This is a genomic window from Curtobacterium sp. VKM Ac-2861 (genome assembly GCF_013204965.1).
Taxonomy (GTDB): Bacteria; Actinomycetota; Actinomycetes; order Actinomycetales; family Microbacteriaceae; genus Curtobacterium.
Window position 1 is genome coordinate 212,440 of sequence record NZ_JABMLA010000002.1, and the last position, 24,815, is coordinate 237,254.

A 24,815-nucleotide genomic window follows, 5' to 3' on the forward strand; every position below is an offset into this window, starting at 1 on the left:
ACGACCAGCCTACCGTCGGTCCGCGAGGGCCCCGTCGACGCTGAGGGCAGCCTCACGCCGCTCCTCTTCCTCGCGCTCCCAGGCGTCCTTCACGAACCGGTACCAGAGGAACACCGCGAAGCCGGCGAAGACGACCCACTCGATCGCGTAGAACAGGTTCAGCCAGTCGAACTGGACCTCGCGCGACGGCGCCCGGTCGGCGATGGTGCCGAGGTCGGCGGCCTGCGCGGTGGCACCGTCGGCGACGACGTACCCGAGGTACATCCGGTCGTCGAACGCCTTCCACGTGTTCACGAAGCGCGCGGGTGCCACGGCGGAGTACTCCGCCTGCTTGTAGGTGTCCTGGTCGGGCGACTCGGCGGGGTAGTACCGGCCCTGCACCGTGAGCGTCTGCCCGTCCGTCAGGCGGTCACCACCGGCGACGGCGGCCGACCGTTGGTCGGACCACCCGATGACGACCGGGAGGCTCGCCCCACCATCCGAGTCCACCAAGTGGCCCACGGTCTGGTACGTCCCACCCCCGGTGCGGCCGGTCAGGATCGTGGTGTCGCCGGCGACGAACGTGCCGGTGACGGTGACCTTCTGGCCGGCGATGGTCTCGCTCGCGGGTTCTTCCGGGGCGGTGACCGCCTCGAGCGTCTTGCGGGTCTCGGTGGTCGCCGGCAGCGGTTTGCCGTTGGCGATGCTCCGCTCCAGCTGCCACTTGCCCAGCCCGGCGAACACCGCCGCGAGCACGAGCGCCAGCAACAGCAGCGCGATCCACCTCGGTCGTCGGGCAACGGCCCACATCTGTATCAGTACTCCGGATCGCGCTGTCGGACCGGACGCTCGGGGCGTTCGGTGGGGATCTCGACGGGCGACGTGACGGGTTCGTCGGTCGCCTCCGGTGACCCATTCTCCTGCTCGTCCCTGCCAGCGGCCTCCACGAGCGCGAACTCCTCCGCGAACTGGCGGTCCCGCTCGGCACGGCGGACCGCGGCCGCGGACGCTGCTTCGGCTTCCTCGGCCTCTGCCGCCTCGGCGGCGGCAGCCGCGGCGACCGCCCGGCGACCACCGAGTCGTCCGCGCAGGCGGGCGAGGCGGGCGGGGCGCACCACGAGGCGGCCGATCCGCTCCGAGTTCACCGCGAGCAGCGGCCCGAGGATCGCCATGACGAGGACGTAGAGGCCCGCGAACGCGGTGATCCGGGCCTCCAGTCCGGCGGCAGCCGAGAGCGTCGCGAGGATCAGCGCGAACTCGCCACGGTTCACCAGGATGACGGCGGTGTTGATCCCCTGTTGGACGTTGAAGCCGTTCATGCGCGCGACGATCTGCCCGGCGACCGCGTTGAGCACGACCGTCATGCCGATCGCACCGAGGACCGGCCAGAGCACCTCGCCGAAGGTCGACAGGTCGAGGCCGAGGCCGAAGTTCACGAAGAAGAACGCGGCGAAGACGTCACGCATCGGCAGGGCGAGCTGTTCGATGCGGTCGCGGTACCGGGTGGCGCCGCAGAGCAGCCCGATGACGAACGCGCCGATGGCGTCGGTCACGCCGAGCAGGTCGCCGATGCCACCGAACATCACGGCGAGCCCGAAGAACAGCACCGTGAAGAGTTCGTCGTCACGCGTCGCGAAGATCTTCGACACCCACTTGCCGGCGAACCGGGCGAGCGTGAACATCACGATGAGGAAGCCGAACGCGAGCGCGAGCTTGCCGACGACGGCCCAGGCGTTGGTGTCGCCGGACAGCACGACGGAGACGATCGCCAGGTAGACGGCGATGAAGACGTCCTCGATGACCGTGACGCCCAGGATCATCGGGGTCTCGTCGTTCGCGAGTCGTCGCAGCTCGATGAGGAGCTTCGTCACGATCGCGCTCGACGAGGTGGCCGTCATGCCGGCGATGATCAGGGCTTCACGGGTGCCCCAGCCGAGCGAGAACCCGAACGCGAACCCGACGCCCATGTTGATGACGACGTAGGTGCCGCCGGACACCAGGAGTTTGCCGGCGTTGCCGTAGAACTCCTCTTGGTCGAACTCCAACCCGAGGTTGAACAGCAGCAGGATGAGCCCGAAGGTCGCGATGAGCTCGATCGTGTGCGACTCGACGTTCAGGCCGATCCACGGCGTGTGCGGGCTCGCGATGAGCCCGACGATCATGTAGATCGGGATCGCCGGCAGACCGATGGTCTTGCCGAGCCGCCCGAGCACGTAGGCGATGACGAACAGCACCCCGATGGTGAGCAGTTCACCGCCCAGGTGCATGCGCTAGCTCTTCCGCGGGGCCTCGGCCGATGCGGCCGCAAGCTCTCCGCTGCGGTAGAAGGAGAAGGCCTTGGCGACCTTCTCGGGGGAACCGGCGACGACGATGGTGTCACCGGGGAAGACGACGAAGTCCGGCGAGGGTGCCGGGTTGGCGCTGTCGCCACGGACGACGGCCACGACGGTCAGGCCGATGAAGCCGGAGTCCTGCAGGTCACCGAGCGGCTTGCCGGCGATCGCGTCGTCGTAGTCGACCGAGAACCAGTCGATGGACAGCCCGGGGATCTCGTCGAGCTTGTCGAGGCCCTCGGTGATCCGGGTGCCGCCCAGGAGTTCGGCGAGGGTGTGCGCCTCGTCCTCGCTGAGACGCAGCGAGACCTTCTCGGACTTGTCCGCGCCGTCGGAGACGTCGGCGAACGAGATGAGGTCGGAGTGACCCGACCGGTGCGTGATGACACCGCACTTGCCACCGTCGTCGGTGTAGAAGCTGTGCAGCACGCCGACTCCGGGGAGTTTGACGCGATGGACGTCGACCATGATGGCTCCCTTTTCGAGTACGCCCATGCTAACCACCGCACGGCCCCGCGCATTCCGGTCGCTACTGTTCTGTGGATGGGGAGAACTCGGATCGTCGTCGGGGTCGTCGGGACGCTGGTCGTCACGCTGTACGCGGGGTTGCTGGCGCTCAACGCGCTCGTGCTCGATCCGCTCGGCGCGGTGCCGGGGCAGTCGCTCGGTGCGATCTACGGCCACCTCGACGCGCAGGGGTACCGGGTGCGGACCGACGTCGTGGCCGTGCTCGTGATCGCGGCGGTCGGCATCGCGTTGGCGGTCACGGTCCTGATCGTGACGCTGGTCCGGAGGACGACGGCACACGTCGCCGCCGCCTGGCTGCTGGCGATCGTGGCCGCCGGCGCCGTCCAGGTGTTCGGTTCCGGTTTCCAGCTCGGGATGGACGTGGCCGACGGCTACGGCATCGGCGGCGAGGACCACACCATCTGGGCCGGTGTCCTCTACGTCACCAGCCTCGTCGCGCTGCTCGCGATCCCGGTCGTGCTCGTCGTCGGCGAGCGACGCCGTGGCCGCGCCGTGTCGGGGACGCTGGCCGCCTGACGGACGCACCACGGGCCTCCCGTCCGGAGTTCCCGGTCTGGGCCCACGCCGCCGGTTCCGGGGCGACGCGCCAGCGGCGTCACGGCCGTGCCGGTGGGGAGAGGCCCGTGGCCGCGTCCGCAACGCGGGTCGCTACTCCGGCTCGCTCGTCTTCTCGCCGACGACCTGCTCGTCGGAGGCCTTCGCGCCCTCGGCGCCGTCCGAACGGCCGCCGCCCACGACCACGTCGTCCTCGTCGAAGCCGAACGCGATGTCCGGTGCCTCGAGCCGCACCCGGTCCGCGCTCTCGTCGTCGGGCTGCAGCTGCGACTCGCGTTCCGCGGCCACACGCTTCAGGTAGTTCGACACCTCGTGCTCGGTGGTCTCCTGGTCCCAGCCGAGCACGTCGGCCATGAGCTTCGCGGCGACCGGGGCCGCCGACTCGCCGCGGTCCCAGGCCTCGATCGAGATGCGGGTGCGGCGGGCGAGGACGTCCTCCAGGTGCAGGGCCCCCTCGTGCGAGGCGGCGTAGACGACCTCGGCACCGATGTAGTCGTCGGCTCCCGGCAGCGGCTCGGCCAGGGCAGGGTCGTGCTCGACGAGCTGCAGCACCTCGGTGGCCAGGGTGCCGTAGCGGTTCAGCAGGTGCTCGATGCGGACCTTGTGCACGTTGAAGCTGCGGGCGGTCCGTGCGCGACGGTTCCACGCGGCCGGGTAGCCCTCGGCCCCGAGCAGTGGGATGTCCTCGGTCGTCGACGCCGGGATCTTGCCGTCCATCGCGGCGACGGCCTCGTCGATGGCGTCCTTGCCCATCACCCGGTAGGTGGTCCACTTGCCGCCGGCGACCACCACGAGCCCGGGCACCGTGTGCGCCACCACGTGTTCGCGGCTGAGCTTCGAGGTCTGGTCGGACTCCCCCGCCAGCAGGGGACGGAGGCCGGCGTAGACGCCCTCGACGTCCTCACGGGTGAGCGGGACGCGGAGCACCTTGTTGACGTGCTCGAGGATGTAGTCGATGTCGGCCGCGGTCGCCGCCGGGTGCGCCTTGTCGAGGTACCAGTCGGTGTCGGTCGTGCCGACCAGCCAGTGCCTGCCCCACGGGATCACGAACAGCACGCTCTTCTCGGTGCGCAGGATCATGCCCATGTTCGACTGGAACCGGTCGCGCGGGATGACCAGGTGCACGCCCTTCGACGCCCGCACCTTGAACTGCCCGCGGGTGCCGATCATCGCCTGGGTGTCGTCCGTCCAGACGCCCGTGGCGTTCACGACCTGCTTCGCGCGGATCTCGAACCGCTCGCCGGTCTGGATGTCGTGGGCCTGGGCGCCGACCACGCGCTCCCCCACCTTGATGAAGCCCTCGATCCGGATCCGGCTCGCGGCGTGCGCGCCGTAGGATGCCGCCGTGCGGACGAGCGAGGCCACGTAGCGGGCGTCGTCGACCTGCGCGTCGTAGTAGGTCATGCCACCGACGAAGGCGTCCTTCTTGAGCGACGGCATCGAGCGGAGCACCTGCGTGCGGCTGAGGTGCCGGTGGTGCGGGACCCCGGGCGGTCGCCCGCCGGACCAGCTGAAGGCGTCGTACATCGCCATGCCGATGCCGATGTAGAACCGCTCCCACACGCGGTGGTTGAGCGGGTAGAGGAAGCGCACCGGCTTCACCAGGTGCGGGGCGATCCGCTGCAGCAGCAGGCCGCGTTCGATGAGGGCCTCGCGCACGAGCCCGAAGTTCAACTGCTCCAGGTAGCGGATGCCACCGTGCACGAGCTTCGACGAACGGCTCGACGTGCCGGAACCCCAGTCACGGGCCTCGACGATGCCGACGGTCAGGCCGCGGGTGACGGCGTCGAGCGCACTGCCCGCACCGACGATGCCGCCGCCCACGACCAGGACGTCGAGTTCCTTCGTCTTGAGGGTCTCGATCGCCGCCGCGCGTTCGTCGGGGCCGAGCTTGGCCGCGGGGTCGAATCCCGCCCCCGGCACGACGTCGCCAGGACGTCCGGCCGAACTGGTCTGCTTCGTGGTGCTGGACTTCGCCATCGTCGCCTCCGGGTCACGGTCGGCGCCGAAGCGTCACCCGCGTCGGTGCGCGGGTGCCACCAGGATCACTGGTGGTACGGCGCCACGACCACTTCTACTCGCTGGAACTCCTTGACGTCGGAGTATCCGGTCGTCGCCATCGAGCGGCGCAGCGCACCGACGAGGTTGGCGCGGCCGTCGAACGTCGGGGTCGGGCCGTTCAGCACGTTCTCGAGCGGGGCGATCGTGCCCACCTCGACCCGCCGGCCTCGGGGCAGCTCCGGGTGGTGCGCCTCGGCACCCCAGTGGAAGCCGCCGCCCGGTGCCTCGGTGGCACGGGCGAGCGCGGTACCGAGCATGACGGCGTCCGCACCGACCGCGATCGCCTTGACGACGTCGCCGGCGGTGTCGAGACCGCCGTCGGCGATGACGTGCACGTAGCGGCCACCCGACTCGTCGAGGTAGTCACGACGCGCACCCGCGACGTCGGCGACCGCGGTGGCCATCGGCGCGTGGATGCCCAGCGCGGCACGCGTGGTGGACGCAGCACCGCCGCCGAAGCCGACGAGGACACCGGCGGCACCGGTGCGCATGAGGTGCAGCGCCGACGTGTACGTCGAGGCACCGCCCACGATCACCGGGACGTCGAGCTCATAGATGAACTTCTTGAGGTTGAGGGGCTCTTCGTTCTGCGACACGTGCTCGGCCGAGACCGTCGTACCGCGGATGACGAACAGGTCGACACCGGCGTCGACGACCGTCTTCGAGAACTCCTGCGTGCGCTGCGGGCTGAGCGAGCCGGCGACCGGCACCCCGGCGGCACGGATCTCGGCCAGGCGCGCGGTGATCAGCTCCGGCTTGATCGGCTCGGAGTAGATCTCCTGCATGCGCTTCGTGACGTTGCCGTCGGTGAGCGACTTGATCTCGTCGTAGTAGGGCGTCGGGTCCTCGTAGCGGGTCCACAGCCCCTCGAGGTCGAGGACGCCCAGGATGCCGAGCTTGCCCATCTGGATGACCGTGGCCGGCGAGGACACGGAGTCCATCGGCGCGGAGAGGATCGGCGACGCGAAGGTGAACGCGTCGATCGACCACTGCACGCTGACGTCGCGCGGGTCACGCGTGCGCCTGGAGGGGACCACCGCGATGTCGTCGAACGCGTACGCCCGACGTCCGCGCTTGCCTGCACCGATCTCGACTTCGCTCACCCGGCAAGCCTACCGGGCAGGTCCGGGGGCGTGCACGGACCGGACGGTGCGGTCAGCGGCTGGCGGCCTCGCACCGTGCGAGGTGCGCCGCGCATGGTGCGAGGTCAGCGGGGGCGGCGCGGTGTCCGGCGTCGCTTGCGGAGCACCCGCAGCACGAAGCCGAGCAGGAGCGCGAGCACCACGAGCACGACCAGGAGCGCAGCCGCCACCTTCACGAGCAGCGCCGCACCGACGAACAGCGCGACGAAGACCACCCACACCAGGGCGTCCATCGCACCCGCCGACAGTCTCTGCACCTGCGGAACGATACCGACCCGGCGGACGCGGGGCGGGCCTCCCGGCAGAACCGGAGCCGGCCACGCACCGGGGTGGGCCAACGGACAACCGCATGCAGGAGCGGGGCCGTGCGGCGCGAAGCGACCACGCACGGCCCCGCCCGTCGCGGATACCACCCCCACAGCGGTACCCGCAGTCGACACAGTGCGCTAGCGCCCCGCGTCGACGTCCTTGGCGAGCGTCCCGAGGTACAGCTCGATGACCTTCGGGTCGTCCGCGAGTTCCTTCCCCGTGCCCGAGTACGCGTTCCTCCCCTGGTCGAGCACGTACCCACGATCGCAGATCTGCAGACAGCGTCGCGCGTTCTGCTCCACCATGACGATCGACACACCGGCCTTGTTGATCCGGCGGGTCCGCAGGAACGTCTCGTCCTGCCGCACCGGGGACAGCCCGGCACTCGGCTCGTCGAGCAGCAGCACCTTCGGGTCCATCATCAGCGCACGTGCCATGGCGACCGACTGCCGCTCACCGCCGGACAGGGACCCCGCACGCTGGCCGCGGCGCTGCGCGAGCACCGGGAACAGGTCGTAGATGACCTCGAGGCGCTCGGCGAACTTGCGGGGCCGCAGGTACAGGCCCATCTGCAGGTTCTCCTCGATGGACAGCGACGGGAACACGTTGTTCGTCTGCGGGACGAAGCCGACGCCGGCCTGCACGAGCTTGTTCGCCTTGAGGTTCGTGATGTCCTCACCCTGCAACGTGACCGACCCCTCGCGGATCGACACGAGACCGAACAGGGCCTTGAGCAGCGTGGACTTGCCCGCACCGTTCGGCCCGATGATCCCGATCAGCTCACCGGGGTAGCAGTCCAGGTCGCAGCCGTTCAGGATGTTCACCCCCGGCAGGTAGCCGGCGACGAGGTTCTTCGCGCTCAGCACCGGCTCGCGTTCCAGCGTGGCGGTGCTCGCCTTCGGCGCTTCCGGACTGGAGGCGCTGCTCGCGTTCGTGGGGTCGACTGCGTCCGTCATCGGGTCTTCTCCTCTGCTGCTGCGTCCGCCGCGTCTTCTTCCGCGACTTCCTCCGCCAGTTCCTCGAAGGTCTCCTCGGTGAGGAGCGAGTCGTCACCCAGGTCGGTGTCGTGGTGCGCGCCCAGGTACGCGTCGATGACCGCCTGGTCGTCCATCACGGTGTCCGCCGGGCCCTCGGCGACGACCTTGCCCTCGGCCATCACGACCACCCAGTCCGAGATGTGCCGGACCATGTGCATGTCGTGCTCGACGAACAGCACGGTCATGCCGTCGTCGCGCAGGGACTGGATGTGCCCGAGCAGCGACTGGGTCAGCGCGGGGTTCACGCCCGCCATCGGCTCGTCGAGCATGATCATCGTCGGGTCGGACATCAGTGCCCTGGCCATCTCGAGGAGCTTCCGCTGGCCGCCCGACAGCGACCCGGCGTAGTCGTCCGCCTTGTCGTCGAGCTTGAAGCGGGCGAGGAGGTCCTCGGCCTTCGCGGTGATCTCCCGCTCGCGCTTCGCCCACACCGGCTTGATCAGCGCGGCGAAGAAGTTCTCGCCGGGCTGGTCGCGGGCGCCGAGCAGCATGTTCTGCATCACGGTGAGCCGCGACAACGCCTTCGTCAGCTGGAAGGTGCGGACCATGCCGCGGTTGGCGATGTGGGTCGCGCTGGTCTTCTGCAGCGTGGCGCCGTTGAACTGCGTCCGGGCGCCGGGGCTGGGCTTGTCGAAGCCGGTCAGCAGGTTGAAGAAGGTCGTCTTGCCGGCGCCGTTCGGGCCGATCAGGGCCGTGATGGAGCCGCGCTGGACCTCGAGGTGGTCGACGTCCACGGCGGTCATGCCGCCGAAGTGCCGGGTGACGCCGTCGACCGTGAGGATCGGGTCGGCCTTCGTGTAGCCGTAGGTCTCAGACACTGAACGTCAGCTCCTTCTTGTTGCCGAGCAGGCCCTGTGGTCGGAACACGATCAGGAGCATGAGCGCGACGCCGACGAGCACGTACGAGAACTGCTCGGCCTGCTGGGCGTTCATGATCGAGTCGGGGATGAAGTCGCCGGCCAGGGTGCGGATGAAGAGCCGGACGACGAAGAACAGGACTGCGCCGAGCACCGGACCGAACACCGTCGCGGCACCGCCGAGGATGAGCGCCGTCCAGATGAAGAACGTCATCGAGCGGCCCATGGCGTCCGGTTGCACCGAACTCGGCAGGACGTAGATGATCCCCGCCAGCGCTCCGAGCGCACCACCGAAGACGAGCGCCTGCATCTTGTACGAGTAGACGTTCTTGCCGAGGGAGCGGACGGCGTCCTCGTCCTCGCGGATCGCCTTCAGGACACGGCCCCAGGGGCTGCGCATGAGCAGGAAGAGCACGAAGGTGAACAGCGCGACGAGGGCCCAGGCGGCGATGCGGATCCACCAGCCGTTGACGCCGTTGTTCGCGTAGGTGAACCAGAGGATGGTCGTGGTGCCGTCCGGCAGCGGGCTCAGGGCGGTGAACGGGTCGCGGTAGCTCGACCCGGTGATGCCGTTGGAGCCACCCGTCGTCGTGGTCAGCAGGCTGGAGCGGCCGACCATGCGGATGATCTCGGCGCCGGAGATCGTCACGATCGCCAGGTAGTCGCCGCGGAGCCGCAACGTCGGGACGCCGAGGATGATCGCGAACACGATGGCGACGAGCAGGGCGATGAGCACGGCCATCACGAACGGCAGCCCGTTCGTGATCGAGATCGCGAATCCGTAGGCGCCGAGCAGCAGGAACGCCGCCTGGCCCATGTTCACGAGCCCGGTCAGGCCGAAGTGCACGTTCAGTCCGATGGCCGCCAGGGCGAACGCCGCGGTGGTCGGGGCGAGGGCCTCCTGGGTGAGCGAGGACAGCAGGTTGAGGATGTAGTCCATGCGCGTGCTCCCTTAGCCGACCCGCTCGGCGCGGCCGAAGATGCCCTGCGGCCGGAACAGCAGGATGAGGATGAGGATGACGAGGGCGGTGGCGTACTTGAAGTCACCGGGGAGCACGAGGTTCGTGAGCTCGACGACGACGCCGATGATCATCGATCCGACCAGCGCGCCGTAGGCCGTCCCGAGACCACCGAGGGTCACCGAGGCGAACATGAGCAGGAGCAGCTGCAGGCCGGTCTGCCAGTTCACGCCGTTCAGCACCAGGCCGAGCATCACGCCGGACAGGCCGGCGAGACCGGCGGCGAGCGTCCACACGAACCGGATGACCCGGTCGACGTCGATGCCGGACGCCGCGGCGAGCGCCGGGTTGTCCGACACCGCGCGGGTGGCCCGGCCGAAGCGGGTCTTCGCCAGGAACAGGCCGGTCGCGATCAGGACGACCAGCGCGATGCCCATCGCCACGTAGGACTGCACCGTGAGCGTGACCCCGGCGAACCGGACGGTCTCGGGGTTGCCCTGCTGGATCCGGACGGTCGCGGCGCCGAAGAAGTACTGGAACGCGTACTGGGCGGCGATCGACAGACCGATCGTCACGATCATGAGCTGCGTGAGGCTGATCCGCTTGCGCCGCAGTGGCCGCCAGATCCCGGCGTCCTGCAGGTACCCGGTCGCCGCGCACAGCAGCGTGACGACGATGCCGGTCACCCAGATGTTCCAGCCGAGCTGGTTCGCGAACACGTAGGCCAGCAGCCCGCCGAGGGTGACCTGCTCGCCGTGCGAGAAGCTCGACAGCCCCGTCGTGCCGTAGATGAGCGAGAGGCCGATCGACGCCAGCGCGATGAGCAGGCCGAGGCGGATCCCCGAGGCGAACTGCTGCCAGGCCCGCTGCGGGCTGACGCTCGACGAGTCCGTCGTCGTGGTGGCGCCCTTCTGGTCGGACAGCTGGAAGATCTGCCCGACGTTGGCGTTCAGGGTCGCCTGGACCTTGCGCTCCGCGTCCGCCGCGTTCGTCAGGTACTGGCCCTTCGGCAGGGTGTCCTGGTCGACGCTCACGGTGTACTCGCCGGCCTCGTCGACGCTGACCGACCAGCGGCCGTCGGCGTTCGTGGTGGCGGTCTCGGCGAAGCCGCCGGGCCCGGCGACGTCGACGTCGACGTCGTCGGCCGGTTCCCGCTCGGAGTCGGTGATCGTGCCCTGGATGCACCCGTTCGTCGGGCTGACGGTGCAGGCCTGGCTGGTCGCCGGTGCCGACGTGGCACTGAAGGCCGGCAGGGTGACCGCCCAGTCGATCAGGAAGGTCGCCAGGAACGCGGCGACGAGCACGGCCGCCAGGACCGGTCGTCGCCGGGCCTGGCGGAGGCGGAACAGGCGCGGCTGCGCCCGTCCCGGAGGAGTGATGGATCCCACGGAAGAGCCTCTCGTTCGGATGTCGAGTGACGCTATGGGGATTGTGTGACACCCGTGTTTCCAACTCGTTCCCGCTGTGAGTCGTCGCGCAACCGTGACCTGTGTGGAGGAGAGCCGCGATCCGTTCTCCCAGGCGGAACGCGGAATAGCGGGACGGCCCACGCGCGTTACCATGTGCTATCCGGAACCCGCCGTTGCGTTCTCGGTGTCTCGACCACTTCACTCGCCCACGAAGGGGACCCATGGACCAGCCGGATCCGTTCGGATTCATCGGACTCACGTACGACGACGTCATGCTCCTGCCGGGGCACACCGACGTCATCCCGAGCGAGGCGTCCACCGCGTCCCGGCTCACCAGGCGGATCTCCGTCAACGTCCCGCTGCTCTCCGCAGCGATGGACACCGTCACCGAAGCCCGCATGGCCATCGCCATGGCGCGGCAGGGTGGCATCGGGATCCTCCACCGCAACCTCTCCATCGAGGACCAGGCGGCCTACGTCGACAAGGTCAAGCGCTCCGAGTCGGGCATGATCACCAACCCGGTGACCACCACCCCGGACGCCACCGTGGCCGAGGTCGACGCGATCTGCGGACAGTTCCGGGTCTCCGGCCTGCCCGTGGTCGAAGCGGACGGCACCCTCGTCGGCATCATCACCAACCGCGACATGCGGTTCGTGGCGACGTTCGAGCAGTCGACCACCTTCGTGCGCGACGTCATGACCAAGGCGCCGCTGATCACCGCGATGGAGGGCATCGACCCCGAAGAAGCCATCGCGATCTTCGCGCAGCACAAGATCGAGAAGCTTCCGCTGGTGGACGCCGAGGGCAAGCTCCGCGGCCTCATCACCGTCAAGGACTTCGACAAGAGCGAGCAGTACCCGGACGCCACCAAGGACGACGAGGGCCGACTGCGCGTCGGTGCCGCGATCGGCTTCTTCGGCGACGCCTGGCAGCGTGCCGAGGCCCTGCGTGACGCGGGCGTCGACGTGCTCGTCGTCGACACCGCCAACGGCGAGAGCGAAGGCGTGCTCGACATGGTGCGCCGTCTCAAGGCCGACCCGTCCTTCGCGGACATCGACGTCATCGGCGGCAACGTGGCGACCCGTGCCGGTGCGCAGGCGCTCATCGACGCCGGTGTCGACGCCGTCAAGGTGGGCGTCGGACCCGGCTCGATCTGCACCACCCGCGTCGTCGCCGGCGTCGGCGTCCCGCAGGTCACCGCCGTGTACGAGGCGTCCCTGGCTGCGCGCGAGGCCGGCGTGCCGATCATCGCCGACGGTGGCCTGCAGTACTCGGGCGACATCGCCAAGGCCCTGGTGGCCGGTGCCGACACCGTCATGCTCGGTTCGCTGCTGGCCGGCACGGACGAGTCCCCCGGCGACCTGGTCTTCGTGGGCGGCAAGCAGTTCAAGGCGTACCGCGGGATGGGCTCCCTGGGCGCACTGCAGACCCGCGGCAAGAAGACCTCGTACTCGAAGGACCGCTACTTCCAGGCGGACGTCCCCAACGACGACAAGCTGATCCCCGAGGGCATCGAGGGCCAGGTGCCCTACCGCGGCTCGGTCGGCAACGTCGTGTACCAGCTCACCGGTGGACTCCGGCAGTCGATGTTCTACGTCGGCGGCCGCACGATCCCGGAGCTCAAGGCCCGCGGCAAGTTCGTCCGCATCACGGCTGCCGGGCTCAAGGAGTCGCACCCGCACGACGTCCAGATGGTCGTCGAGGCACCGAACTACCGCAGCTGAGCCGACTGCACCCCGAACGCCCCGCTCCCCACCGGAGCGGGGCGTTCGTCGTCTGCCGGCAGTAGTGTCACGGCATGGTCAGCGCCGTCTCCCACACCACGATCGACTGCCGTGACGCCTTCGCCCTGTCGGAGTGGTGGAAGCAGGTCCTCGGCTACGTCGACATCACCGACGACCCGAACGGCCCCGGGCACGAGGAGTGCATGATCACCGCTCCCGACGGCTCGCACCAGGTGCTGTTCATCCAGGTGCCCGAGGCGAAGTCCGTGAAGAACCGGATCCACTTCGACCTGCGTCCCACCGACCGCACGCGCGATGCCGAGGTGGAGCGGCTGCGGGGCATCGGTGCGACCGAACTCGCGGACCTCCGACACGACGACGGTGGGTGGGTGGTGTTCGCCGATCCGGAGGGCAACGAGTTCTGCGTGCTGCGTTCCGTGGCTGAACTCGACGGCTGACGCGCGGGCTGCCCGGATCGCCGATCCCTGATCCTCCGCACAGAAACGATCACGGCTCGGTAACGAAACACTTTCCGTACCGCCCCGTCACACGGGCGAAACACCGGGACCCTACGTTTCTCGACATCCAGTGGAGGCGCCGCGTTCGACCCGAAGCGGCACGGCCTCCGCGCAGAGAAAGGGCTCCACGGATGATCAGAACCACCCGTGCCACCACGGCACTGGCGTTGGCAGGCGCAGTAGCCGTCCTGCTCGCCGCGTGTTCCACCACCAGCAGCGGCGACTCCCCGTCCAGCTCGGCGTCGAGCGGTGCGAAGAAGGACCCCGCCGCCAGTTGCAAGGCCCCCGACACCCCCAGCACCGATGCGCTGAAGATCGGCACGATCCTGCCGCTCACCGGTTCGCTGGCGTACCTGAACCCGCCGGCCGAGTCCGGTGTCGGCCTCGCGGTGAAGGACATCAACGCCGCGGGCGGCGTCCTCGACAAGGACGTCACCATCGACCCGGCGACGGACTCGGGCGACAGCAACGACATGACCGTGTCGAGCTCGGCGGCGACGAAGCTCGTGAACGCGAAGGTCCCGGTCGCGATCGGCGCCGAGTCCTCGTCGGTCACGCTCAACGTCATCGACCAGCTCACCAGCAACTGCATCGTCGAGATCTCACCCGCGAACACCGCGAGCGACCTGTCCGGCTACTCGTCGTACTACTACCGGACCGCTCCGCCGGACTCCGTGCAGGGTTCGGCACTCGGTCAGCTCGTGACCGGTGACGGCAACGCCAAGGTCGCGTTCCTCGTCTTCAACGACACCTACGGCACGGGCCTCCGCAACTCGGTGCAGTCCGCGGTCGAGGCCTCTGGTGGCCAGGTCGTCTACGGCGGCAAGGGCGAGGGCCAGGAGTTCCCGCCCGGTCAGACCACGTTCTCGTCCGAGGTGACGGCCGCACTCGCAGCCAAGCCGGACGCGATCGTCGTCCTGGCCTTCGACGAGACGAAGTCGATCATCCCGGAGCTCGTCTCGCAGGGGAACACGGCGAAGATCTACATGTCCGACGGCAACACGGCGGACTACTCGAAGGACTTCGACAAGGGCACCCTGACCGGCGCCCAGGGCACCATCCCCGGTGCCTCGCCGAAGGACGACTTCAAGAAGCAGCTGTCCGCCTTCTACAAGGACTCGTCGAACAAGACGCTCGCCGACTACTCGTACGCGGCGGAGTCCTACGACGCCACCGTCCTCGCCGCCCTCGCCGCGGTGAAGGGCAAGGGCACCGACTCGGGCACGATCCAGGCCAACATGGCCGCGGTCTCCGGAGCGGACGGCGGCACCGAATGCGCCACGTACAAGGAGTGCGTCGCGCTCCTCGACGACGGTGAGGACATCCACTACACCGGCCCGTCCGGCATCGGTCCGTTCGACGACAACAACGACCCGTCGAGCGCCTACATCGGCATCTACAAGTTCGACGGCGACAACAAGCCCGTCTACCAGAGCGCCATCCAGGGCGCGGTCAAGAAGTAGGGCACCGGCTCCACCTCACGAAAGCGACAGTTCCCTGCGGATCATCCGCAGGGAACTGTCGCTTTCGCGTGTGGGACGGGCGGACGGGAGGCCCGGGGTGCGTCCGTCAGGCGGGCTCGGCCGGAGCAGGTGCGAGCGCTCGGCGACGGGACGCCCGCGCGGCGACGAACGAGTCCGCCGTCAGCACCACGAGTGCCAACCACACGATGCCGAAGCCGAACCAGCGCGCGGGCGGCATCGCCTCGTGCTGCACCACGACACCGACGAGCAGCTGCATCACGGGCGCGAGGTACTGCGTCAGCCCGAGGGTCGACAGGCTCACCCGCCGCGCCGACGAGGCGAACAGCAGGAGCGGGACCGCCGTCGCCGGACCGGTGAGCACCGTCACGAGGACGTGCACCCAGCCCTCGCTCGTGAACGTCACGCCGCCGCCGAGCCCCGTCGCGCCGAGCACGACCAGCGCCACGACCGCGATCGGCAGCAGCCACACGGTCTCGATCGTCAGACCACTCAGCGCGTCGACCGTGCCACCGACCCGCTTCTTCACCAGGCCGTACAGGCCGAACGAGCACGCCAGCACGAGCGAGATCCACGGCACCTGGCCGTAGCCGACGGCGATCACGACGACCGCCACGACGCTGATGCCGACCGCGGCCCACTGCGCCGGCCGCAGGCGTTCGCGGAGCACGACGACGCCGAGCGCGATGGTGACGAGGGGGTTGATGAAGTACCCGAGGGCAGCCTCGACGGTGTGGCCGGTCGTGGTCGCCAGGACGTACACGGTCCAGTTCACCAGGATCAGGACCGCGGCCAGCCCCATCACGGCCATCACCCGGCGCTGCACCATCAGGGTGCGGGTCCGGAGCCACGAGCGGGTGACGGCGATCGCGACCGCGCAGAACACCAGCCCGAAGACGATCCGCCAGGCGACGATCTCGAACGCGCCGGCCGGGGCCATCGCCGCGAAGAGCAGGGGCATGAGGCCCCAGAGCCCGTACGCGATGATCGCCTGCACCACGCCGACGGATGCCTCGCTGCGGACGGGTCGCGCGGGACTCGGTTCACTCACGGAACCATCCTAGGAACGGCCACCGACGGGCCGGGCGTGCCACGGGCCTCCCGGTCGGAGCACGTGCACGCGACGGACCCGCCGGAAGCCCGCAGACGCACGAACGCCCCGCCGGCCGACAGGCCGAACGGGGCGTTCGCGTGGAGTACTGGACTCAGTTGACGACGACCGCGAGGACGTCGCGGGCCGACAGGACCAGCAGGTCCTCGCCCGAGTACTTGACCTCGGTTCCGCCGTACTTGGAGTAGATGACCTTGTCACCCACGGCGACGTCCAGCGGGACGCGGTTGCCGTTGTCGTCGATGCGACCGGGGCCCACGGCGACGACCTCGCCCTCCTGGGGCTTCTCCTTCGCGGTGTCGGGGATGACCAGACCGGATGCAGTGGTCTGCTCCGCCTCGACCTGGCGGATGACGATGCGATCCTCGAGCGGCTTGATGCTGACGGCCACGGTGACCTCTTCTTTCTCGGTACGGACTCGGTACAGATGAAAACCGGGTTGGCACTTCGCACAGGAGAGTGCCAACGCCAACTCTAGGGGGCCACTGGCACTCGGTCAATCCGAGTGCCAGCACATCAGGGGAACATCCAGCACCTGGGAGGATCGGGACATGGAAGCCGCCGAACTCGCCGCACTGCTGACCCCCGACGGGATGGCCCTGCTCGACCGTACCCCCGGCGTCTCGGACGGCGGCGAGATCGTCCGAGTGGTGTCGCGGCTCCGAGCCGAGGGGCACGACCCGCAGCTCGTCGCGGCGGTCCTGACCCAGGCAAAGCTCCGGCAGAAGGCCCGTGGCAAGTTCGGCGACTTCGCCGGACGCATGCTCTTCACCGAGGCCGGACTCGAGCAGGCCACCCGCCTGCAGGTCGCCGCGCAGCACGCCGGGCGCTTCGCCGCTGCCGGGCTGACCCGGGTCGCCGACCTCGGGTGCGGGATCGGCGGCGACGCGATGGCGATGGCGGCCCTCGACCTCGACGTCACGGCGGTCGACCGTGACGAGGTCACCGCGGCGGTCGCCACGCACAACCTCGCGGTGTGGCCGAACGCCCGGGTCGAACTCGGCGACGCGGCCTCGTTCGACGTCTCCCGCGTCGACGGCATCTGGATGGACCCCGCACGTCGGACCTCCGGCCATTCCGACACCCACCGGCTGGCCGACCCGGACGACTGGTCACCCTCGTTGGACACCGTGTTCGCCACCGCGACGACGACGCCGACCGGCGTGAAGCTCGGGCCGGGCATCGACCGCGACCTGATCCCGGACACCGCCGAGGCGCAGTGGACGTCCGTCGACCGCGAGGTCGTCGAGCTCGCGCTGTGGTTCGGACCCCTCGCACGACCGGGCATCCGCCGAGCGGCGACCGTCATCGGTGCACACGGCATCGCCGAGATGACCGGCCCGGCAGACTCGGACGACGCCGAGGTGGGGCCGCTCGGAGCCTACCTGTACGAGCCGGACGGCGCCGTCATCCGCGCACGGCTCATCGGCGACCTCGCCCGCACCCTGGACGGCCACATGCTCTCCGACGGGATCGCCTACGTCACCTCGGACCGTGCCGTGTCGACGCCCTTCGCCCAGGGCTTCCGGGTGCTCGACACCATGCCGCTCGACGTGAAGCGCCTGTCAGCGCGGCTCGCCGCCGACGGCATCGGCACCGTCGAGATCAAGAAGCGCGGCGTCGACGTCGACCCGGCGCAGTTCCGCAAGCGCCTGCGGCTGCGCGGGACCGGTCGTGTGACCCTCGTGCTCACCCGGCTCGAGGGCCGGCACAGCGCGATCCTGTGCGAGCGGCTCAGCTGAGGAACGCGCCGGTCCCCGAGTCGTAGCCGTAGTCGGAGTACGAGCTCTGGCCGATCACGCCGAGGAAGATGATGAAGGCGATCCAGATCAGCCAGACGCCGGTCATCACCCAGCCGGCGATGATGCCGGTCAGGGCGAGCCCTCGGCCGGCCTCACCGTTCTGCTTGATCTTGCCGAGCGCGACGTGGCCGAGGATCGCGCCGGCGGGGCCGAGCAGGATCGCGATGAACCACATCGGGACCGCGGCGAGTCCGAACACGATCGACAGGATCGCCAGCGTGTTCGTCTTCGGGCGCTGCGCGTAGGGCTGGTACCCCGTCGGACCGTAGGCACCCGCGGGCGCGTACGGCTGCTGCTGCGGCTGCGCGTAGGGGTTCTGGCCGCCCTGCTGCTGCGCGTACGGGTTCTGCTGGCCGTACGGGTTCTGGGCGGCGCCGTACGGGTCCTGCGGCGCCTGCGGTGCCGAGTACGGGTTCTGCGGCTGCTGCGGAGCCGCGTACGGGTTCGACGGCTGCGGCTGGCCGTACGGGTTGGACTGCTGCGGCTGACCGTACGGGTTCGGCTGCTGCGGAGCCGCGTACGGGTTCGACGGCTGCTGCTGCCCGTACGGGTTGGACTGCTGCGGCTGCTCGGGAGCCGACGGGGCCTGGGGTGCGTCGGGGGCCTGCGGTGCATCCGGAGCGGGCGTCCCCTCGGGCTGCCTGCCGGTCGTGCCGCCCGGCGTCGTCTCGCCCGGCTTCGGCCACTCGTTCTGATCGGACACCGTCAACCCCTCTCGGCGCCCGGTCTCTCCGACGCCACGTGAATCCTCCCACAGGCACCCGAGGGCCGACCGGTCGGAGCGCGGACGGTTCAGACCGGGTCGGTGCCCGGACGGTTCAGACCTGGACGGTGCCCGGACGGTTCAGACCTGGACGGTCGTCACCGGCAACGTCGAGTCGGCCGCGATCCCGAGGTCGCTCGGCGCGTGCCCCTCGGCGACCAGCCGTGCGCCGACGGCCGCGATCATGGCGCCGTTGTCCGTGCACAGGTCGAACGGCGGGATCCGCAGCTGCACACCCGCGGCGGCGCACCGCTCCTCGGCGACCTGCCGCAGCCGAGCGTTCGCGACCACACCGCCACCGAGCAGGAGCCGGTCCACGCCGGTGTCGCGGCACGCGTTCAGGGCCTTGGTCAGCAGGACGTCGACGACGGCTTCGCGGAAGCTCGCGGCGACGTCGGCCACGGGCACCTCGCGGCCTTCGTCGCGGCAGCGCTCGACCCAGCGGGCGACGGCGGTCTTCAGCCCGGAGAACGAGAAGTCGTACCGGTGCGCGGCCAGGTCCTTCGGCAACGTCAGGCCGCGGGGGAACCGGATGGCCTTCGGGTCGCCGTCCGCCGCGGCGCGGTCGATCTGCGGCCCGCCGGGGTACGGCAGGCCGAGCAGCCGTGCGACCTTGTCGAACGCTTCACCCGCGGCGTCGTCGATGGTCTCGCCGAGCAGTTCGACGTCGCCGACCAGGTCCTTCACGAGCAGCAGCGAGGTGTGCCCGCCGGACACCAGCAGCGCGATCGTCGGCAGCTCGATGTCGCTGCCGTCCGTGCGCAGGACGTCGGCGCCGACGTGCCCGACCAGGTGGTTCACGCCGTACAGGGGCTTGCCGGTGGCGACGGCGAGCGCCTTCGCGGCACCGACCCCGACCATGAGCGCGCCCGCCAGCCCCGGCCCGGCGGTGACCGCGACGGCATCGAGTTCGTCGAGGGTGACCCCGGCCCGCTCGAGTGCCTCGTGCAGCGTCGGGGTCATCGCCTCGAGGTGGGCCCGCGCGGCGACCTCGGGCACGACGCCGCCGTACCGGGCGTGCTCGTCCATGCTCGACGCGATGACGTTCGCGAGCAGGGTGCTCCCCCGCACGATCCCGACACCCGTCTCGTCGCAGCTCGTCTCGATGCCGAGCACCAGTGGTTCAGCCACGCTCATCGAGCGCCTCCTGTCCGATCGGGCCGACGGTCGACGCCGTCGGCGTCGGCGCCGCGTCTGCTGCGACCGGCAGCTCCGCCCGCATCACCCACGCGTCGACGCCGTCCGGCTGGTAGTACCGCGGCCGCGTCGCGATGTGCTCGAACCCGAACGCCGTGTACATCGACTGCGCGACGGGGTTGTCGGCGCGGACCTCGAGGAACACCTCGCGCACACCGCGGCGACGGGCCTCGTCGAGCAGGTCCGTGAAGAGCACCCGCCCGAGTCCCTTGCCGCGCTGCTCGGCTGCGACCGCGATGGTCTGCACGTCGGCGACCGGGTTGCCCGCCAACGAGGACAGTCCGGCGTACCCGACGACCGACGGCGCGGCCGAGTCGTCGACGGTCTCGATGACGACGTAGTACCCGTGCGGCGAGTACAGCTCGCCCGACATCTGCGACGCCGACCAGGCGTCCGTCGGGAACGAGACGTGCTCGAGCCACATGATGTCGTCGAGGTCCTGCGGGTGCGCCCGCCGCAGGCGGAGCCCGTCCGGCACCGTCACTGCTTCACCCGCTTCGGCGCACCCGGCACCGTGACGTCGGGTTCCCGCAGGTAGAGGGGGGTGTCCTGGTCGAACCCCGCGCCGGACCGCAGGCGGTCCGCGGCGAGTGATCCGAGCCTCCAGGCAGGGATGGACAGGGCCGTCACGCGGTCCCAGCCCACCGCTTCGGGCCGGGAGGCACGGATCGCCTCGTCGAGATCGGCGGGCCTGGCGAGACCCGGACCCGCAACGCGCGTGCCGGTCTGGTCGTACGCGCTCCAGTAGACCTCGCGCCGGCGGGCGTCCGTCAGGACGACGAACGGTCCGTCCCGTCGGCCGTCGCGCTCGTCGGCCGCGACCGCGTCGTGGCTGACGAGCGGCAGGACGGGAACGCCGACCGCGGCGGCGAAGGTGCGGGCGGCGGCGATGCCGACGCGCAGACCGGTGAACGGGCCGGGGCCCATGCCGGCGACGACGCCGGTGACGTCCGCGCCGGTGATGCCCGCTTCGGCCAGCGCCTCGGCCAGGAACGGGCCGATCACCTCGGCGTGCCGGCGGCTGTCCTCGGTGTCGCGGGTCGCGAGGGGCGTGCCGGTGGCCGGGTCGACGACGGCCACGGAGGTTCCGGCGGAGGTGTCGATGGCGAGGAGCACCCGTCCATCGTAGGCGGGGTGCGGCGAGGGGTCAGTCCTCGTCGAGGCTGCCAGCGACCGCGTCTTCTCGGCGCATCCCGTCATCATAAGCAAAACGGGCTTTGAGTTGTAAGTTCCGACGGAACTTGCAGATGGTCACGCGTTGTCCGTCGTGATTGCACGGCGAACGGTGTCGATGGCGCTGGCGACCGCGCGCTCACGGACCTCGGTGTCGTCGTGTTCGGACTCGTGGACGAATGCGGTGACGCCGCGACGGGCACCGCAGTAGTCGACGATGCCGTGCTCGACCTGCGTCCGGAAGGCCTCGCCGTACCCGTGGCGTTCGTAGACGCCTGCGTCGTCCCCGGCGATCGGCACCAGGTGCACCCGCAACCGGCCGAGGTTCCGTCGCATGCCGCCATCTGGGTCGACGTCGAAGGCCCACCCGTTGACGAACACGCGGTCGATCCAGCCCTTGAGCAGCGCGGGCATCGACCACCACCAGACCGGGAACACCAGGACGAGGTCGGTTGCCTGGTCGATGCGACGCTGCTCGGCGACGATGTCGCCCGGGGTGTCGTCACCGGTGCGGTAGGTGTGACGGTCGGCGAGCGTGAAGCGCGGGTCGAAGTCCTCGGCGGCCAGATCGGCGATCTCGACGGAACCCGCGGGCAACGCGTCGCGGAGACGCTGCGCGAGGTGGCTCGTCAGCGAATCGGGGTCCGGGTGGGCGGTGACGATGAGCGTGGGCACGGTCCATCTTCACCGTGGAGGCTGCCCGATGCCTGGATCGTCGGCGCTGGATCAGAGCGAGACGTCGGCCCAGCGCGGCCCGGTCGCGGTGACGACGACGCGGCGGGGTTCGTCGGGGACGTCGTCGGGGTCGTCGGCCTCGGTGGTGCCGGAGACGTCGGCACCGGTGGCACGGGTGATCTCGACGTCGAGCACGCTGTCGCTGATCCCGTCGACCATGCCGCGGCCCCACTCGACCACGACGATCGACGCATCCCAGTCGAGGTCGAGGTCGTCGAGCTCGACGGGGTCGGACAGCCGGTACGCGTCGACGTGCACCAGGTCCGGTCCGGCGCTGGTGGGGTGCGTCCGGGCGAGGACGAAGGTCGGGCTCGACACCTGGCCACGCGCGCCGAGGGCGGCACCGAGGCCACGGGTCAGCGTCGTCTTGCCGGCGCCGAGCGGACCGGTCAGCACGACCAGGTCCCCGGCACGCAGGACCGCGGCCAACCGCGCCCCGAGCTGGCCCATCGCATCGGTGCCGTCGACGGCGGTGTCCAGCAGGACCCGAGCGGCGCCGGTCACGACTGGTCGCCCCGCAGGTACTCCCCGACGCGTCCCTCGATGTCGTGGCCCTCGTAGAACCGTGGCACGCGGGTCCCGATGCGGCAGACGATCTCCTCGCCGATGGTGCCGAGCGAACGGCCCCAGTCGAGGACGGTCATCTCGTCGTGCTCGCCGGTGCCGAACAGGGTCACGGTGTCGCCGGTGCGGACGTCGTCGTCGCCGACGTCGACCAGGAACTGGTCCATGGCCACACGGCCGGCGATCGGGTAGCGCTTGCCGCCGATCGCCACCTCGATGCGGCCCTGCGCCAGTCGGGGAACGCCGTCCGCGTACCCGACGGGCACGAGCGCGAGGGTGGTCTCCGAGGCGGTGCGGTACGTGTAGTCGTACGAGACGCCGGTGTCGACGGGCACCCGCTTGGTCTTCGCGACCGACGCCGTCAAGGTCATCACGGGTTCGAGCCCGAGGTCGGCCGCCGACACACCGTCCGCGCCGGGGATGCCGAACAGGTTGGCGCCCATCCGGACCATGTCCTTGCGGAACTCCTTGCGCTCCAACCCGGCGAGCGAGGCGGCGACGTGCTCCATCGGGAGGTCGAGCCCGAGGTCGTCGGCCTGCTCCACGGCGGCGTCGAAGAGCGCCACGGCGTCGGCGTCGTCCTGGTCCGAGGACTCCGCCAGGTGCGTGTACGCCGCGACGACCTCGATGCGGCCGGCGCGCTGGGCGTCCAGCGCGAGCGACACGAGCGCCGGCCAGGCCGCCGGGGTCGCTCCGTCGCGGTGCAGCCCGGAGTCGAAGCCGAGGTGCACGCGCGCGGGTCGCTGGTCGACGGCGTCGATGACGCGCCGCAGCTCCGGCACGTTCGAGACACCGAGGTCGACGGCGGAGTCGATGGCGTCGCGGAAGTCCAGGGCGGGGTCGTGCTGCCAGGTGAAGAGGTGGACGTCCTCACCGACGCCGATCGACCGCAGACGCAGGGCCGCGGGGACCGTGAGCACCCCGATCCACCGGATGCCGGCGTCCACCGCGGCGAGCGCGATCGGCTCCAGACCGTGGCCGTAGGCGTCGGCCTTCATGATCGCCATGACCGCGACGGGGTCCATCCACTCGCGGACCAGGTCGAGGTTCGCGCGGTAGGCGTCCAGGTCGATCCGTGCCTGGCGCAGGGGTGCGGAGCTCACGTCGTCCTCCGGTGCACGCTGTGGCCGACCCGGGCGACCACCTCGTAGTTGATGGTGCCGATCGCGGCGGCCCAGTCCTCGACCGCGGGGTCGCCGTTCGCCGGGTCACCCCAGAGCACGGCTTCGTCGCCGATGCTGACGTCGGCGTCGCCGATGTCCACGTGCATGGCGTTCATCGCGACCCGGCCGACCACCGGGAACGTGCGGTCGCCGATGCGGACCGAGACCCGGTTGCCGAAGTCGCGGTCGAAGCCGTCGGCGTACCCGAGGCCGATGACAGCGAGGCGGGTGTCGGTCGACGCCCGCCAGGTGTAGCCGTAGGACACGCCCTCGCCGGCGGAGACGTCGACGGTGCGGAGCACGGCAGCGGTCACACGCATCGCGGGGCGGAGGCCGAGGTCGGCCGACGTGCGGTCGGTGAACGGGCTCAGGCCGTACAGGGCAAGCCCGACGCGGGACAGGTCGCGGCGCGTCTCCGGCACGGCGATGCTCGCGGCACTCGCGGCGAGGTGCACCAGGTCGGGCACGATCCCGCTGGCGGCCAGGCCGTCGAGTGCGCGCTGCAGTGCGGCGTCCTGGTCGAGGTCGTCCGTGCGCGACGCGTTCGACAGGTGCGACATCAGCCCCTCGACACGGGTGCGGTTGCCACCGCGGGCGAGGGCCCCGGCGGTCGCGAAGAGTTCGGTCCACTCGGACTCGACCGCACCGTTGCGGCTCAGGCCGGTGTCGACGCAGATGTGCACGGCGCCGACTTCGGAGTCGGCAGCGGCGGACAACTGCTCGACGCTCGACACCGCCGGGGTGATGTCGTACTGCGCTGCCCGGCGGAAGTCCTCGTCGGGGGCGTGCAACCACGCGAGGATCCGGACGTCCTCGTCGATGCCGCCCTGCCGGAGCGCGACGGCTTCGTCGATGTCCGCGACGCCGAGCCACTCGGCACCGGCGTCCACGAAGGCCCGTGCGGCGTCGAGCGCGCCGTGGCCGTAGGCATTCGCCTTGACGACCGCGATGACGCCGGCCGGTGCGACCTGCTCGGCGATCGTCGCGTAGTTCTCGATCAGCGCTTCACGATCGACCGTGATGCCGGTGAACGCACTCACTTCGTTGTTCCCTCCAGGACCACGAACGCGGTCGCGATGCCTCCATCATGCGAGAGCGACAGGTGCACGCTCGTCACGCCACGCGCATCCGCCACCTGTCGCGCCTGTTGGTGCAGCGTCAGCGACGGGTTTCGCTGGTCGTCCGACACGACCTCGAGGTCCTGCCAGCTGAGCCCGGCACTGGAGCCGAACGCCTTGATCAGGGCTTCCTTGGCCGCGAACCGCGCAGCGAGCGACGCGATCGGCCGTTGTTCGCCGTCGCGGACCTGCTCGGCCGGGGTGAACAACCGTGCACGCATCGCCGGCGTGCGCGACAGCACCCGTTCGAACCGCTCCAGGTCCACCACGTCGACCCCGATGCCGATGATCATCGTG

26 protein-coding genes are annotated in these 24,815 nt (G+C 70.2%); 5 read left to right on the forward strand and 21 right to left on the reverse strand.

What is annotated here, in order from left to right; genetic code table 11:
* Positions 1-9 precede the first annotated feature (9 nt).
* Genes HQQ88_RS05770 through HQQ88_RS05780 form a run of 3 tightly spaced genes read right to left on the reverse strand, consistent with a single transcriptional unit; the run spans position 10 to position 2,780 of the window.
* Complete coding sequence (locus HQQ88_RS05770) at positions 10-789, reverse strand: SURF1 family cytochrome oxidase biogenesis protein (protein ID WP_123671443.1); 780 nt, start codon at positions 787-789, stop codon at positions 10-12.
* A 5-nt stretch (positions 790-794) separates the two neighbouring features.
* Positions 795-2,246: a cation:proton antiporter gene (locus HQQ88_RS05775; protein WP_132099123.1), complete on the reverse strand. Its 1,452-nt coding sequence runs from the start codon at positions 2,244-2,246 to the stop codon at positions 795-797.
* Positions 2,247-2,249: 3 nt separating this feature from the next.
* On the reverse strand, positions 2,250-2,780 hold the full coding sequence (locus tag HQQ88_RS05780) for a TrkA C-terminal domain-containing protein (RefSeq protein WP_173168914.1): 531 nt from the start codon (positions 2,778-2,780) through the stop codon (positions 2,250-2,252).
* A gap of 75 nt (positions 2,781-2,855) precedes the next feature.
* On the opposite strand from HQQ88_RS05780, the gene HQQ88_RS05785 reads away from it, so the two are divergent.
* Entirely contained in the window at positions 2,856-3,356 is a 501-nt protein-coding gene (locus HQQ88_RS05785) for a hypothetical protein (RefSeq protein WP_173168915.1), read from the forward strand.
* Between the two features lie 132 nt (positions 3,357-3,488).
* Here HQQ88_RS05785 and HQQ88_RS05790 read toward each other — a convergent pair whose 3' ends face one another.
* From HQQ88_RS05790 to HQQ88_RS05820, 7 genes are all read right to left on the reverse strand, one after another.
* Entirely contained in the window at positions 3,489-5,375 is a 1,887-nt protein-coding gene (locus HQQ88_RS05790; RefSeq protein ID WP_173168916.1) for a glycerol-3-phosphate dehydrogenase/oxidase, read from the reverse strand.
* Positions 5,376-5,440: 65 nt separating this feature from the next.
* Positions 5,441-6,559, reverse strand: coding sequence for a GuaB3 family IMP dehydrogenase-related protein (locus HQQ88_RS05795; protein WP_123293181.1), 1,119 nt, complete (start codon positions 6,557-6,559; stop codon positions 5,441-5,443).
* Positions 6,560-6,663: 104 nt separating this feature from the next.
* Entirely contained in the window at positions 6,664-6,855 is a 192-nt protein-coding gene (locus tag HQQ88_RS05800) for a hypothetical protein (RefSeq protein WP_173168917.1), read from the reverse strand.
* A 189-nt stretch (positions 6,856-7,044) separates the two neighbouring features.
* Entirely contained in the window at positions 7,045-7,863 is an 819-nt protein-coding gene (locus HQQ88_RS05805; protein WP_123293180.1) for an ABC transporter ATP-binding protein, read from the reverse strand.
* Positions 7,860-8,762, reverse strand: coding sequence for an ABC transporter ATP-binding protein (locus tag HQQ88_RS05810; RefSeq protein ID WP_123293178.1), 903 nt, complete (start codon positions 8,760-8,762; stop codon positions 7,860-7,862). Before HQQ88_RS05810 ends, HQQ88_RS05805 begins: the two co-directional genes overlap by 4 nt.
* Positions 8,755-9,741 (reverse strand): branched-chain amino acid ABC transporter permease, encoded by a 987-nt coding sequence (locus tag HQQ88_RS05815; protein WP_123293176.1) that lies wholly within the window; start codon positions 9,739-9,741, stop codon positions 8,755-8,757. The genes HQQ88_RS05810 and HQQ88_RS05815 overlap by 8 nt, the downstream gene beginning before the upstream one ends.
* Positions 9,742-9,753: 12 nt before the next feature.
* Positions 9,754-11,148 carry a branched-chain amino acid ABC transporter permease gene (locus HQQ88_RS05820; protein WP_235035783.1) on the reverse strand — a complete coding sequence of 465 codons (1,395 nt, stop codon included), beginning with the start codon at positions 11,146-11,148 and terminating at the stop codon, positions 9,754-9,756.
* A gap of 242 nt (positions 11,149-11,390) precedes the next feature.
* Between HQQ88_RS05820 and guaB the strand changes: the two genes are divergently transcribed.
* The 3 genes from guaB to HQQ88_RS05835 all read left to right on the forward strand — a co-directional run bounded on the left by guaB (position 11,391) and on the right by HQQ88_RS05835 (position 14,874).
* Positions 11,391-12,893, forward strand: a complete 1,503-nt coding sequence (gene guaB / locus HQQ88_RS05825) for an IMP dehydrogenase (RefSeq protein ID WP_123293173.1) — start codon at positions 11,391-11,393, stop codon at positions 12,891-12,893.
* A 74-nt stretch (positions 12,894-12,967) separates the two neighbouring features.
* Positions 12,968-13,351, forward strand: a complete 384-nt coding sequence (locus HQQ88_RS05830) for a VOC family protein (protein ID WP_173168918.1) — start codon at positions 12,968-12,970, stop codon at positions 13,349-13,351.
* A 191-nt stretch (positions 13,352-13,542) separates the two neighbouring features.
* On the forward strand, positions 13,543-14,874 hold the full coding sequence (locus HQQ88_RS05835) for an ABC transporter substrate-binding protein (protein WP_173168919.1): 1,332 nt from the start codon (positions 13,543-13,545) through the stop codon (positions 14,872-14,874).
* Between the two features lie 106 nt (positions 14,875-14,980).
* Here the strand turns inward: HQQ88_RS05835 and rarD are convergent, their stop codons facing one another.
* Positions 14,981-15,943: an EamA family transporter RarD gene (rarD, locus tag HQQ88_RS05840; protein ID WP_173168920.1), complete on the reverse strand. Its 963-nt coding sequence runs from the start codon at positions 15,941-15,943 to the stop codon at positions 14,981-14,983.
* A 154-nt stretch (positions 15,944-16,097) separates the two neighbouring features.
* Complete coding sequence (gene groES, locus HQQ88_RS05845) at positions 16,098-16,394, reverse strand: co-chaperone GroES (protein ID WP_110893972.1); 297 nt, start codon at positions 16,392-16,394, stop codon at positions 16,098-16,100.
* A gap of 160 nt (positions 16,395-16,554) precedes the next feature.
* Here groES and HQQ88_RS05850 point away from each other — a divergent pair, with 160 nt between their 5' ends.
* On the forward strand, positions 16,555-17,745 hold the full coding sequence (locus HQQ88_RS05850) for a class I SAM-dependent methyltransferase (RefSeq protein ID WP_173168921.1): 1,191 nt from the start codon (positions 16,555-16,557) through the stop codon (positions 17,743-17,745).
* Here HQQ88_RS05850 and HQQ88_RS19825 read toward each other — a convergent pair.
* The 9 genes from HQQ88_RS19825 to HQQ88_RS05895 form a co-directional block, all read right to left on the reverse strand.
* The gene (locus HQQ88_RS19825; protein ID WP_173168922.1) at positions 17,738-18,508 is read right to left on the reverse strand and encodes a DUF4190 domain-containing protein; all 771 of its coding nucleotides are present in this window, start codon (positions 18,506-18,508) and stop codon (positions 17,738-17,740) included. The genes HQQ88_RS05850 and HQQ88_RS19825 overlap by 8 nt on opposite strands.
* 141 nt (positions 18,509-18,649) lie before the next feature.
* Positions 18,650-19,705 carry a tRNA (adenosine(37)-N6)-threonylcarbamoyltransferase complex transferase subunit TsaD gene (gene tsaD / locus HQQ88_RS05860; RefSeq protein ID WP_111083431.1) on the reverse strand — a complete coding sequence of 352 codons (1,056 nt, stop codon included), beginning with the start codon at positions 19,703-19,705 and terminating at the stop codon, positions 18,650-18,652.
* Positions 19,692-20,249 carry a ribosomal protein S18-alanine N-acetyltransferase gene (gene rimI, locus HQQ88_RS05865; RefSeq protein WP_243837089.1) on the reverse strand — a complete coding sequence of 186 codons (558 nt, stop codon included), beginning with the start codon at positions 20,247-20,249 and terminating at the stop codon, positions 19,692-19,694. Before rimI ends, tsaD begins: the two co-directional genes overlap by 14 nt.
* Entirely contained in the window at positions 20,246-20,881 is a 636-nt protein-coding gene (tsaB, locus tag HQQ88_RS05870; protein ID WP_111083432.1) for a tRNA (adenosine(37)-N6)-threonylcarbamoyltransferase complex dimerization subunit type 1 TsaB, read from the reverse strand. The genes rimI and tsaB overlap by 4 nt, the downstream gene beginning before the upstream one ends.
* A gap of 135 nt (positions 20,882-21,016) precedes the next feature.
* A complete protein-coding gene (locus tag HQQ88_RS05875) occupies positions 21,017-21,613 on the reverse strand; it encodes an NAD(P)H-dependent oxidoreductase (protein WP_173168923.1) in 597 nt (198 codons plus the stop codon).
* Between the two features lie 51 nt (positions 21,614-21,664).
* On the reverse strand, positions 21,665-22,177 hold the full coding sequence (gene tsaE, locus HQQ88_RS05880) for a tRNA (adenosine(37)-N6)-threonylcarbamoyltransferase complex ATPase subunit type 1 TsaE (RefSeq protein ID WP_367916984.1): 513 nt from the start codon (positions 22,175-22,177) through the stop codon (positions 21,665-21,667).
* Positions 22,174-23,340 (reverse strand): alanine racemase, encoded by a 1,167-nt coding sequence (gene alr, locus HQQ88_RS05885; protein WP_173168924.1) that lies wholly within the window; start codon positions 23,338-23,340, stop codon positions 22,174-22,176. Before alr (HQQ88_RS05885) ends, tsaE begins: the two co-directional genes overlap by 4 nt.
* Positions 23,337-24,440, reverse strand: coding sequence for an alanine racemase (alr, locus tag HQQ88_RS05890; RefSeq protein ID WP_173168925.1), 1,104 nt, complete (start codon positions 24,438-24,440; stop codon positions 23,337-23,339). Before alr (HQQ88_RS05890) ends, alr (HQQ88_RS05885) begins: the two co-directional genes overlap by 4 nt.
* The gene (locus HQQ88_RS05895) at positions 24,437-24,811 is read right to left on the reverse strand and encodes a holo-ACP synthase (protein ID WP_123293157.1); all 375 of its coding nucleotides are present in this window, start codon (positions 24,809-24,811) and stop codon (positions 24,437-24,439) included. Before HQQ88_RS05895 ends, alr (HQQ88_RS05890) begins: the two co-directional genes overlap by 4 nt.
* Positions 24,812-24,815 lie beyond the last annotated feature (4 nt).